This is a genomic window from Microcoleus sp. PH2017_34_RAT_O_A (assembly GCF_020737885.1).
Taxonomy (GTDB): Bacteria; Cyanobacteriota; Cyanobacteriia; order Cyanobacteriales; family Microcoleaceae; genus Microcoleus.
The window spans coordinates 65018-76880 of record NZ_JAEQDD010000020.1 but is presented as its reverse complement, the minus strand read 5'-3'; the positions used below and the strand labels follow the sequence as shown (position 1 = coordinate 76880).

At 44.5% G+C, this 11863-nt stretch carries 10 protein-coding genes; 8 read left to right on the top strand and 2 right to left on the bottom strand.

Features of this window, described 5'->3' with window-relative positions; translation table 11 throughout:
* Positions 1-310 precede the first annotated feature (310 nt).
* Positions 311-574: a hypothetical protein gene (locus JGK11_RS09665; protein ID WP_293206706.1), complete on the top strand. Its 264-nt coding sequence runs from the start codon at positions 311-313 to the stop codon at positions 572-574.
* Between the two features lie 104 nt (positions 575-678).
* On the opposite strand, the gene JGK11_RS09660 is transcribed toward JGK11_RS09665, so the two are convergent.
* Positions 679-1041: a DUF4278 domain-containing protein gene (locus tag JGK11_RS09660; protein ID WP_293206709.1), complete on the bottom strand. Its 363-nt coding sequence runs from the start codon at positions 1039-1041 to the stop codon at positions 679-681.
* A gap of 348 nt (positions 1042-1389) precedes the next feature.
* Positions 1390-1734 carry a BON domain-containing protein gene (locus tag JGK11_RS09655; protein ID WP_293126189.1) on the bottom strand — a complete coding sequence of 115 codons (345 nt, stop codon included), beginning with the start codon at positions 1732-1734 and terminating at the stop codon, positions 1390-1392.
* A 144-nt stretch (positions 1735-1878) separates the two neighbouring features.
* On the opposite strand from JGK11_RS09655, the gene JGK11_RS09650 reads away from it, so the two are divergent.
* The 7 genes from JGK11_RS09650 (at position 1879) to JGK11_RS09620 (ending at position 11804) form a co-directional block, all read left to right on the top strand.
* Positions 1879-2364, top strand: a complete 486-nt coding sequence (locus tag JGK11_RS09650) for a chemotaxis protein CheW (protein ID WP_325315537.1) — start codon at positions 1879-1881, stop codon at positions 2362-2364.
* 289 nt (positions 2365-2653) lie between these two features.
* Complete coding sequence (locus JGK11_RS09645; RefSeq protein ID WP_293211407.1) at positions 2654-3982, top strand: CheR family methyltransferase; 1329 nt, start codon at positions 2654-2656, stop codon at positions 3980-3982.
* A 169-nt stretch (positions 3983-4151) separates the two neighbouring features.
* Positions 4152-5906 carry a methyl-accepting chemotaxis protein gene (locus JGK11_RS09640; RefSeq protein ID WP_293206711.1) on the top strand — a complete coding sequence of 585 codons (1755 nt, stop codon included), beginning with the start codon at positions 4152-4154 and terminating at the stop codon, positions 5904-5906.
* 92 nt (positions 5907-5998) lie between these two features.
* Entirely contained in the window at positions 5999-7633 is a 1635-nt protein-coding gene (locus JGK11_RS09635) for a CHASE3 domain-containing protein (protein ID WP_293211405.1), read from the top strand.
* Positions 7626-9218, top strand: a complete 1593-nt coding sequence (locus JGK11_RS09630; protein ID WP_293183948.1) for a methyl-accepting chemotaxis protein — start codon at positions 7626-7628, stop codon at positions 9216-9218. The genes JGK11_RS09635 and JGK11_RS09630 overlap by 8 nt, the downstream gene beginning before the upstream one ends.
* Before the next feature lie 283 nt (positions 9219-9501).
* Positions 9502-10899, top strand: coding sequence for a transposase (locus JGK11_RS09625; RefSeq protein ID WP_366035292.1), 1398 nt, complete (start codon positions 9502-9504; stop codon positions 10897-10899).
* 236 nt (positions 10900-11135) lie between these two features.
* Positions 11136-11804, top strand: a complete 669-nt coding sequence (locus JGK11_RS09620) for a chemotaxis protein CheW (protein WP_293211404.1) — start codon at positions 11136-11138, stop codon at positions 11802-11804.
* Positions 11805-11863: the final 59 nt, after the last annotated feature.

The following is an 11863-nucleotide window of genomic DNA, read 5'->3' as shown; positions in this document are numbered from 1 at the left end:
AAAGTCGGCCTACGCCGACTCAAGAATCAAGAGGCCGTAAACCTGGATTTGGGATTACCCACTCCCGACAAAGAAACCGGGTTTTTTACCTAATCTGCGGACTACGGCGGAGGATTTTCGTAAAAAAACCCGGTTTCTGGCCACCCGTGCGTAAGTCGTACTAAAAAATTTTTGAGTTGCCCAAACCAGCTTGCACCCCCAAGCTGCTAATCCTCATTCTACAAGCATTCCCAGGTTTGCGTGGGGAAGTTGTTTGGGGAAAAACCCAAAAAAACAATTGACCTTGTAAACCAAAAACAAGGTGAGTTCAATGCCTATCCAGAAGAATCAACCACAAAAAGCTACTCAAAAGTTTGTGTGGCGAGTCATCGCAAGTGCATTTATCCTGCAAGCAGCCATCATTGGTGTGAAGGGCAATCTCGATGTAGTATCTGGGAAACCCGCCCTGGATGTGATTCAGGGAATGATATTTCAGGGGATTGAGTTAATCATCAAAGCTAATCGCAGCCGAAAGAATGTTGAAAAGATCGATCGCCCTTATCAACCTCGCATCACCCCAAATCCAGACAATTGATCTCGCTGGTGCAAAATCGTCGCCAAACCAACACCAAAAAGGGGAAATTGAGCTTAACTCAACTTCCCCTTCTTAACAAACGCTTTGTTGTCTGAATCTATTTCCTAACAAGCCATTTGCTGCCACTCTCTTTCTAGCAAGCGCAGTAATCTTTCATCACCTTTGGCTGTGGCTACTTGTTTCCGTCGATCGAGAATACTGCAAATATGCGATCGGTGAACTTGCGCCAAATCCGCAGCAGTTGGTGCAGATTCAACCGCCGCGCAAGGTGTTGTGACCTGCTGCTGGGCTTGAAAATCTCGCTTTGTGGTAGAGTTGATACCGCCGTATTTTTTGGGGACAGCCAGGTGTCTCGGATACCGATAGTTCCAGTCTTGACCCCGATATTTGCCCGCGACTTCCCCTTCGATCATATCCACTGTCGGAATGTCGTACTCGTAGTTGGCACCGCGATAAGTGAGTTTCATATTTTTCGATCCTTATATTGAGATAAAAACGATCGTCAGTCGATTTTAGATTTACTTCACAGATGAATCTGGTAGCTGGGACTTTCGTCTAAAATTTTGCGATCGACCCTCATGAGTGTCCCGGCTTGTACCCGTTTTTGGGCGGGGTCAGGTCAGGTTTGCTTTTTGTTACCTAAAACTTATTTAGTTTCTGTATTCAATTATACTGTTTTTTAACTAAAGCGCGCTTACTTACAAAAATTAATATTTTGAGGGTGAGAAGGCAGGAAAAAACCCGCCATAGCGGGTTTAATCGAGCTTTGACTAATTCGATCGTACTCAGAACGAAACGGATCGAGATCCGAAGAACTACCCGACTGTCACTTGATCGGTTTGCACGCCCGTCGCACCCTCTTCAGCAGAGGCAATGGCCACCAACTTGTCAAGAACTTCCTGACTGGGAACTTGACCCTTGAGAACAACCGTGCCGCTGAGCTGAGCAACCCAAACAGTCTCGATATCAGCAACTTCTGAATCGCCGTCAAAAGCCAAGGCCACCCGCTTCGCCAGGCCGCTTTCGTCAAAATTTCCGTCTGGGCCGACTTTAGCAGGAGCAATCGATTGTGCTTCGGCAGCTTGCTGTACTACTTCTGCCATCGGTTGAGCCTGCTCTTCAGGCTTTTCCATTCCAAACAGTCTTTTAAACCAACCCATAGAAGTTGAGTCTCCAGAAAATACACTTTTTCCAAGATAGCTCTAGAATTCCAAAAGAATCGTAATTGTTGCAAAACTAAGCGAAATTTCTGAAAATGCTTTTTCGACCGACTTTCAGAATCTAAAATCTCCAATGGTATCCCTATGTTGATGTTACTTTTTTATGTCGGGGACGATCGCTATGCCCTCGATAGCAGGCGCGTAGTCGAAGTAGTTCCCACTGTCACCTTGAAAAAACTCCACAACGCGCCGGAATACATTCCCGGCTTGTTTAACTACCGAGGACATCTCGTCCCGGTCATTGATTTGTGCCAAATGATACAGGGGACGGCCGCCCGCGCTTACTTGAGCACGCGCATTGTCTTAGTCAATTGCCAGTTTCCCAATACTTCTGAGGGGAACAACCACAGTTTGCACGGCCCCCTAATTTTAGGGCTGATGGCGGAACGGGTGACAGAAACTCTCGACAAACCAGAAACCGAATTTGTTAGTCCCGGCATTAAGATTGACAGCACTCCTTATTTGGGAGAAATGATTGCAGACGATCGCGGTATGATTCAATTTGTCAGGGTAGAACATCTGCTGCCTGAATCCCAAAAAACTTATCTGCTTCCCCAGCAGGAAGACTGAGATTTAGTCATTGGTCATTGGTTATTGGTTATTGGTTATTGGTTATTGGTTATTGGTTATTGGTCATTGGCAATGGGTAATTGGTCATTAGTCATTAGTCATTGGCAATGGGTAATTGGTCATTAGTCATTGGCAATGGGTAATTGGTAATTGGTAATTGGTAATTGGTAATTGGAACTGTCAACTGTCAACTGTCAACTGTCAACTGTCAACTGTCAACTGTCAACTGTCAACTGTCAACTGTCAACTGTCAACTGTCAACTGTCAACTGTCATACGAGCTAAAATCAATGACACAAGTAGCAATTGAAGCTCTACTCAGACAAACAATTGGTTTAGATGCCCTGACTATTGGTTCTAATACAATTACTAGAGCCGTAAACCGTCGGATGGAAGATTGCGGTTTAACGGATATCAGTATTTACTTGACAAAATTGCAAACATCCCCTCCAGAATTGGAAGAATTAATCGAAGCTGTAGTGATACCGGAAACTTGGTTTTTTCGCGATCGCGAACCTTTTGTTTTTTTGAGCCGCTACGCGCTTTCGGAATGGTTTCCACAAAATCCCGGCAAAACCCTGCGCGTGTTGAGCCTTCCTTGTTCGACGGGAGAGGAACCTTACTCGATCGCGATCGCCCTACTAGACGCTGGTTTAAATCCGATCAACTTCAGCATCGATGCGGCAGACATCAGCAAAGTTGCTCTCAAAAAAGCCCAGCGCGCAGTTTACGGCAGAAACTCTTTCCGCGACAAAAACTTAGATTTTCGCGATCGCTATTTTACTCCGGTGCCGGGAGATCTTTATCAGTTGAACGACTTGGTGAGAAGGAAAGTTAATTTTATTCAGGGTAATATTCTAGATAGCTATTTTTTATCTAACCAACTTCCTTACGATGCAATTTTTTGTCGCAATGTGTTAATTTATTTCGATCAAACAGGCAGAAATCAGACCATTCAACTGTTAAATCGATTGTTAAACAAAACAGGAATATTATTTTTGGGTCACTCAGAAAGCGGGCAGAAACTGCCTCCTCAATTTGTCTCGGTGCGTCATTCCCTAGCATTTGCTTACCGCAAAACAGATATTCCATACAGCCCGCAAGTTCAGGTCAAAAAAGAGCCGACTAATATCAGTTATTCGCGGATTGTTCGAGAGTTTAAACACGCGGGAAATAGGGAAAATCTTCGCAACGATCAGTTGCCAAGTATTAACAGTAAATCCTCTACTTCCCATCAAAAATATCCGAGAGAGAATGAGAATTCGGGGATTTTGCCAATTCGGGCGATCGCCCCACCACCAGATCCTGCTAAGTCTGCGAGTGCGGATTTAGACGCAGCGCGACGTTTGGCCGATCGCGGACAATTGCAGGAAGCGGCCAAACTGTGCGAAACTTACCTCAGTCAAAATCCCACGAATGCTGACGCTTACGTCTTATTGGGCCAAGTTTACCAAGCAAGGGGCGATCGCCAACAAGCTGAGCAATCTTTCCAAAAAGCAACTTACCTCAAGCCGGATCACTATGAAGGACTAATTCACCTAGCTTTGCTCAAAGAAGAGCGAGGAGATATTGCCGGTGCTGCGATCGTCCGCCGGCGCATTCAGCGAATGGAAAAATAGCCTAAGAATTCAGTTGACAGTTGACAGTTGATAGTTGACAGTTGACAGTTGAGGGCGACCTCTACCTACAAGGAAGAGGATTGGAGTAATTAATAGTCTGAGTTTAATTTCTCCCTCAAAGGGAGAGGCTTTCAACCAATTCTTTCTGGTAATAACTGAGAATCGAAGCATGGACAATATTTTTAAGCATATGACTTTGCAAAGACGCATGATCGCTGCGTTTGTGTTCATGGGGGCGATCGTGCTTGTTGTAGCTTTAGTCGGCGCCAGCGGAAATTTTCGGCTATCCGGGCACCTGAAATCGATCGCCAACGATGCTTATCCCAGCACCGTCGCTTTGTGGAAAATCAACGAAGGACAAACACAGGTGCAGTCTTCCGATCGGATGCTGCTCAACGAAGCAATCAATGCTGACCAAAGACGCCGAGAAATCGCGAGAATAAATAATGCTTGGAATCAGATAAATCAAGGTTTTCAAGAGTACGATAAACTTGGGCGCAACGAGGAAGAAGACAAACTTTATCAAAAATTTAAACCGCTGTGGCAAAAGTGGACTGAGGCTCACAAAGAATTCCAAGAACTCAATAAAGAATATGAAAGAATAGGCATTGTCAATCCCCGGCAAATCCAAATTGATTTGCTCAAACAGGGTAAAACTAAATCACCTGAACTAGCAACTGCTGCATCAGCAGTTGAGGTGCTTAACAGAATGAACGACAAAGCTTTGAACGAGAAAGTAATTACATTTCAAGCTGCGACAGAGGGAATGCTGGAACTCCTGAACTACGATCGCCAATTAGCAGCAGACTCAGGCAAAGCTGCCACCGAAGATATCAGTCAAACTCGGTTCTGGGTGATTTTAGGCACGCTGCTGGGCCCTTTAACGGCCGTACTGTTTGGACTGTACTTTAGCAATACGATCGCCAAACCGTTAGGGGCTAAAATTGCCGGAGTGGTGGATGTAGCAGAGAAAATGTCGATCGGCGATTTAACAGGAGAAGTTCATGTCAGCGACACCAAAGACGAAATTAGCAAATTGGAGAACTCCTTCCGCAGCATGAATCGCGGTTTGGCCGGATTAATCAAACAAGTGCAAACATCGGGCATACAAATCACTTCATCAGCCACCCAAATAGCCGCTTCTGGCAAACAATTAGAAGCCACAGTCAACGAACAAGCAGCATCCACCAACGAAGTTGTAGCTACTGCCAAAGAAATCGCAGCCACCAGTGGTAAACTCGTAAAAACGATGGATGAAGTTTCCCACATGGCAGAGTCAACTGCCCGCGAAGCTAGCACAGGTCAAAAAGAGTTAGTTCGCATGGAGAATACCATGAAAGTCTTGGGAAATGCTACCATTTCTATCTCTAACAAACTCGGAATCATTAGCGAAAAAGCCAACAATATCAACAGCATTGTTACCACGATTACAAAAGTAGCCGATCAAACTAATTTACTTTCCTTAAATGCAGCGATCGAAGCCGAAAAAGCCGGAGAATACGGCATGGGTTTTGCCGTCGTCGCCCGCGAAATTCGCCGCCTAGCCGACCAAACAGCCGTTGCCACACTCGATATTGAAAACATGGTTAAAGAGATGCAGTCAGCCGTTTCTACTGGGGTGATGGAAATGGATAAATTCTCCCATGAAGTCAGCAAAGGGATGGAAGATATTCGTAACATCGGCGTGCAATTAGCCGAAATTATTCAGCAAGTACAATCTCTCACTCCCCGCTTCGATTCGGTAAATAGAGGCATGGAAGCTCAATCGGAAGGAGCTCAGCAAATTAGCGAAACTATGGCGCAGTTGGCCGAAACTTCCCTGCAAACGGCTGATGCTTTGCGGGAAATCAATAGTGCGATCGGCCTTTTGAACGAAGCAGCCCACGGGATGCGCCACGAAATTTCGCGATTCAAAGTCAATTGATAGTTACTCACACCCAATATTCGTCAGTATCTAAACTCTAAAATATCAAATTTTATTCGTTATTTGTAGCAGGCAAAAAAGAGGTAAATTCAGTGCAGAAGAAGTCAACTATTCAACAAATTTTGTGGAGGGGGTTTGGCACAATATTTACCTTAATACTTATAGGGAATCTTGTAGCACAACACACTAAAAATACTTTAGTTAAGTCTTTAGATAACGTTACTTCGAGCCATAAAATTTTGCAAGAATTGGCACAGTTAGATATGCTTTTGCTGGAAGCTGAGACTGGTCAGCGCGGCTATCTGTACACGGGAAAAGAGAATTTTTTAGAGCCATACAATGAAGCAAATGCAAGCATTAACGTGCAACTAGCAGAGTTGAGAGAGAAGATGAAAAATCCGACACAACAAGAAAAACTCGGTCAATTGCAAATCCTGATTAGAGAAAGAATCGATTATTTAGAAAAAACTATTCAACTCCGCAAATCTGGTCGAGAAGAGGAGGTAAAAAAAATAGTAAGTGCTGGAACAGGACTAGAAATTATGGCGAAGTTGAGGGGTAAAATCACAGAAATCAAAGAAACTGAAAATCGATTCTTGGATGAAAGAAAGAAATTCGCCCAGGAAGCTGAAATTTTTTCAACTTACTTTGCTGGGGCGAGCACTTTGATTATTGTCGGAGTTGGGGTGTTAATTTCTTGGGTAATTATCCGGAATATCGCGCAATCCTTGGGAATAGCAGTAAAAGTTGCAGAAGAGGTATCGGCGGGCAATTTAACTGCCAATATTTCAGCAAATTATCAGGGAGAAGTTGGCAAACTACTCGCCGGATTCCAAAGCATGACTCAAAGCCTAAGTTCCTTGATCGGGCAAGTACAAAATTCTGGCCTTCAAGTAACTGCTTCCTCTCATGAGATTGCTGCCTCTGGCAAGGAATTGGAGGAAGTAATCGCCAAACAAGCAGCTTCGATTAGAGAGGTGGAAGCTACTACAAAAGAGATAGCTGCTACTTCTCGACAACTGAAGCAAGCAATGCAGGGAATTACTTCTACCTTCCAAACTACCACAATAGCAGCAGAGGGCGGTCAGCGGAATTTAAGCCACATGGAAAATACCATGCGGGAATTATCAACCGCCACAACTTCTATTTCTAGCCAACTTAGCAACATCAGCGAAAAAGCTAATAATATTAGTCGAATTATTATTACAATAACCAAGGTAGCTGACCAAACTAATTTACTTTCTTTGAATGCTGCCATAGAAGCAGAAAAAGCAGGAAAATATGGTATGGGTTTTGCTGTAGTTGCTAGAGAAATTCGGCGTTTAGCCGATCAAACTGCTGTTGCTACTTTAGATATTGAAAAAATGGTTAAAGAAATGCAGGCAGCAGTTTCTACTGGGGTGACGGAAATGAACAAGTTTACTGAAGAAGTAAATGATAGCGTTGAGGATGTGGAAAGTGTGAGCTGGCAACTGACTGAAATTATCGAGCAGGTGCAGGCTATCACTCCGCGTTTTTCAGTGGTAAATCAGAGTATGGAGGCTCAATCGGAAGGCGCTCAGCAAATTAGCGAGGTGATGGTGTATCTGAGTCAATCGTCGTCGCAAACGGCGGGCGCATTGCGCGAAATTAACGGTGCTATCTCTCAATTAAATGAGGCATCTCAAGGTTTGCGTCAAGAAATTTCTCGGTTTAAAGTAAGCAATAAGGATGTAGAAAATGTTTAAAAATATCAGTTTTAAAAAGCGCCTGAATGCTGCATTTATTTTTCTAGCTGTGATTGTTTTAGCTGTGGCTTGTATTGGTTGGAGTGGCACTTATCGGCTAGGTGGACATATTGATACGCTAGCTAACAATAGCCTGCCGAGCGTTAGTGGATTGTGGAAAGTTAATGAAGGACAAACGCAAATTGAGTCGTCGGAACGGGCATTACTGGATCTGGAACTCAGCCCAGAGGAAAGGAGAAGTGAGTTGACGAGAATTCAGAAAGCTTGGGAGCAGATTAATGAGGGTTTCAAAGAGTATGAAACCACATCCAGAACTGCGGAGGAAGATAAGATATACAAAGAATTGCAGGCTAAATGGGATATCTGGAAGAAAAATCACGAAGCTTTTTTAGATTTAAATAAAAGATTTGAGAGTTTAGGAATTCTCAACCCATTTAAAAGGCAGATCGAACTGATTGGCCAAGGGAATACTAAGTCGCCCGATATCGAGGCTGCTAGAAGGGCTGGGGCGTTTTACAATCAATTGAGCGATCGCGCCAAAGCGAATCGATCCTCGTTTGAATCAGCTACTAACTTAATCTTGGAAGACCTCAAAATCAATGAAACAACGGGACAACTAGCTAAACAGCAGTCTAAAAACGATATTAGTCAAACCACATTCTGGGTAATTTTGGGCATGATTCTCGGGCCGCTAACGGCTGGACTGTTTGGACTGTTTCTCACGAGTACGGTATCCCAAACTCTGGAAAATCAAATAGATCTGTCGGGCCTCAGAATTAGTGGATCTACGAACCAAATTGCCTCCTCCGGCAAGGAATTGGAAGCGACGATGAATCAACAAGTGGCTTCGACTAATGAAGTAGTAGCCACGGCTAAAGAAATTGCTGCTACTGCTATGCAACTGGCGAGGACAATGGATGAAGTTTCGGAGATGTCCCACCAAGCTGCTCAATCTGCCGGCGGCGGTAAACAAGAAATTGGTCGCATGGAATCCACGATGAATAAATTAGCAGATTCTACCAGTGCGATCTCGGGTAAATTGGGAGTTATTAGCGAAAAAGCTAATAATATTAACAGTATTATCACGACGATTACGAAGGTGGCAGATCAAACTAATTTGCTTTCGCTCAACGCGGCTATTGAAGCGGAAAAAGCGGGAGAGTACGGGTTGGGTTTTGCGGTGGTGGCTAGGGAAATTCGCCGACTGGCAGATCAAACGGCGGTGGCTACTTTGGATATTGAAAATATGGTTAAAGAAATGCAGTCTGCGGTGGGTGTTGGCGTGATGGAAATGGATAAGTTTACTAATGAGGTGCGCCGCGGGGTGGAAGATGTGCAAACTATTAGTTTGCAGTTGGAATCGATTATCCAGCGGGTGCAAGCTTTGACTCCGCGTTTTGAAGAGGTGAATGAGGGGATGGATGCACAGTCTCAGGGTGCTGTGCAAATTAGCGAGGCGATGGTGCAGTTGAGTGAGGCTTCTTCGCAAACTGCGTCGGCGCTCCGGGATATCAATGGGGCGATCGGGCAAGTTAATGATGCTACACTCGGTTTACGCCACGAAATGCTAGCGTTTTTAAAGTAAATAGGGAGTCGGCGGATCGAGTCGGTTTTTTTAGCTAGTCAGACGGGAATCCCCACACTATATCGCTTCGATTAGTGTGGGATGAAAGGCGCGTGAACCGAGGATTCCACATCTTCATGTCCTCGTCAGCATAGCGGGCGAGCAATGAAGGTGTGGATGACGAGATCAACAAATCTTTATCTGCTAGCATCATTACTCGACACAATTATTAAATTACTACTTGACTTTATCTAGTATTTTCTGGTATTTTTATGACCAGCAAATGCGTAAAGGTCGTAGCGCAATGAAAGTAACGTATCAGTATCAGTTCTATCCCGACACCAATCAAAAATTAACCCTCAACCATTGGTTGAGAATTTGTCGCTATTGGTACAACAGACAGCTAGGCGATCGATTTGATTGGTGGGAAAAAAACCGCACTGCTATAAATGCTTGTCCATTGGTTGCTAGCATCTCTGCGCCTCGCGAAAAGCCCAACTACTACTCTCAAAAGCAACAATTGCCCGCCCTCAAAAAAGACCTAGTAAAAGTCTTCCACAGTGGTGAGCTATTGGACTTCAAGCAGGTAGATTCAACTATCCTGCAAGATGTTTCTAAACGAGTAGATAAAGCCTTTGAACGGTTTATAGTAGGGGATAGTAAAGGCGGTCGATCGGGTAAACCCCGATTCAAGACTGAAGCTGATTACCGGACGATGACTTTTTCTACGGCTAACAGCGATTGGATTAAGTTGGTTCGCAAGAATTGGTTTTATATCCGATTGCCGAAGTTGGGCGTGATAAAAGTTCGGAGGCACCGCCCAATCCCCGATGGATTTACCGTCAAGCAAATTAGTGTAACTAGAAAGGCTGATGGTTGGTTCGCCCAGATAATGCTTGAAGACGCTTCAGTACCCCAGTTTATTTCTGACAAAGTTACCCCAAACTGGGATAACTCAATTGGGTTAGATGCGGTGCTGCATGAAGATGTCTATTTAGCAACGTCATCGGGCGAAAAGTTGCCTTCATTGAAACCGCTTCGCAAAAACCAAGCTAAGTTAGACCGCATTTCAAAAAAGCGGAATAAGCGGAAGCGTGGCTGTAGCGCCCGACGGAAATTAGCAAAAAAAGAAGCGAGACAGCACCAAAAAATAGCGCGTTCTCGCCAAGACTTCCACTATAAAACAGCTCACAAACTTGTCAGGTCTGGAGCTAAATTCTTTTTTCACGAAGATTTGAACTTAAAAGGCTTAACGAAGCGGAATAAAGTTAAGCAAGACGATGAGGGTAACTACCTCCCAAACGGTCAATCAGCCAAATCAGGACTAAACAAGTCTTGGCTGGATGCTGCGTTTGGTCAATTTTTCAAGACGCTGGAATACATAGCCGAAAAAGCTGGATCAGCCGTCGTTCCGCAAAAACCTGCTTATACCTCAATGCTTCTGTGCTATCGGAATGAAATCGTTTTCACCGATTGCGGTATGCGAAGCTATTGGGACGAGCAACATTCTTTAATGGTCGATCGCGATATCAACGCTTCGATTAATTTGAAGAAATTGGGGTTGGACATTTTCCCCAAAATAAAACGCCGTAGCGGGAATCTTTCTGTAGTAGGAACTATGGACGACAGTACCGCGAAGGAAATCTTGCATACCCTTCATCGGGCTGCTAAGAAGCCCACATCATACCTGTACTCAGGTTGATGTGGGAGTATGTCACTTAAATCAACTGGTGCGCGGTGCGCACGCTACAAACTGGTGCGCGGTGCGCACGCTACAAACTGGTGCGCGGTGCGCACGCTACAAACTGGTGCGCGGTGCGCACGCTACAAACTACAAACTGGTGCGCGGTGCACACCCTACAAACTACTACAAACTACAAACTGGTGCGCGGTGCACACCCTACAATCTAAAATCTAAAATCTAAAATCTAAAATCGAATGACTGATGATTGCTGGAATCGGATCGGAGTTGGGGGCGATCGCACTTGTCCTCAATTAAAAACATTTATTCACTGCCGCAACTGTCCAGTCTATTCCGACGCGGGCCGGAGTTTGCTGGAACAGGAATTGCCGACTGGATATCTGGAAGAGTGGACTAATTTATTGCGATCGAGTCAAGGAGTAACTAACGCCGTCACGGCTGCGGGTACTATATCTGTAGGTATTTTTAGGCTTAACGGCGAATGGTTGGCTTTACCGGCGGCGCTGTTTAAGGAAGTGACGCAGATTTCTGTTATCCACACTTTGCCACACCGCAGTAATAATATACTTATCGGCTTGGTGAATATTCGCGGCGAAATTCAGTTGTGCATTTCGCTAAAAGCACTTTTGGGATTGGAAGCAGCAGATGCTAGCCGACAAAATATTAGTCCTGTTGTTTACGAAAGGATGGTAGTTGTTGAGAGAGAAGGCAGCCGCTGGGTGTTTGGAGTGGATGAAATTTACGGCATTCACCGCATTCTCCCGGAACAAATCAGAAATGTTCCATCTACTGTTTCTAAAGTGCCAGAAACTTATACTAAAGGGATTATCAGTTGGCAGGGGCAAAGTGTTTGTTATCTCGATGATGATTTGCTGTTTTATACGTTGAATAAGAAGATTATCTAATGAATTGGGAATAGGGCATGGGGCATTGGGAATTGGGCATGGGGCATTGGGAATTGGGC

What these genes read in the sequence shown, in the direction of transcription:
- JGK11_RS09620 (WP_293211404.1), top strand. Translation starts at nt 11,136, where the DNA reads ATGACTGATGATTGCTGGAATCGGATCGGAGTTGGGGGCGATCGCACT.
- JGK11_RS09640 (WP_293206711.1), top strand. Translation starts at nt 4,152, where the DNA reads ATGGACAATATTTTTAAGCATATGACTTTGCAAAGACGCATGATCGCT.
- JGK11_RS09660 (WP_293206709.1), bottom strand. Translation starts at nt 1,041, where the DNA reads ATGAAACTCACTTATCGCGGTGCCAACTACGAGTACGACATTCCGACA.
- JGK11_RS09625 (WP_366035292.1), top strand. Translation starts at nt 9,502, where the DNA reads ATGAAAGTAACGTATCAGTATCAGTTCTATCCCGACACCAATCAAAAA.
- JGK11_RS09645 (WP_293211407.1), top strand. Translation starts at nt 2,654, where the DNA reads ATGACACAAGTAGCAATTGAAGCTCTACTCAGACAAACAATTGGTTTA.
- JGK11_RS09650 (WP_325315537.1), top strand. Translation starts at nt 1,879, where the DNA reads ATGTTGATGTTACTTTTTTATGTCGGGGACGATCGCTATGCCCTCGAT.
- JGK11_RS09630 (WP_293183948.1), top strand. Translation starts at nt 7,626, where the DNA reads ATGTTTAAAAATATCAGTTTTAAAAAGCGCCTGAATGCTGCATTTATT.
- JGK11_RS09655 (WP_293126189.1), bottom strand. Translation starts at nt 1,734, where the DNA reads ATGGGTTGGTTTAAAAGACTGTTTGGAATGGAAAAGCCTGAAGAGCAG.
- JGK11_RS09665 (WP_293206706.1), top strand. Translation starts at nt 311, where the DNA reads ATGCCTATCCAGAAGAATCAACCACAAAAAGCTACTCAAAAGTTTGTG.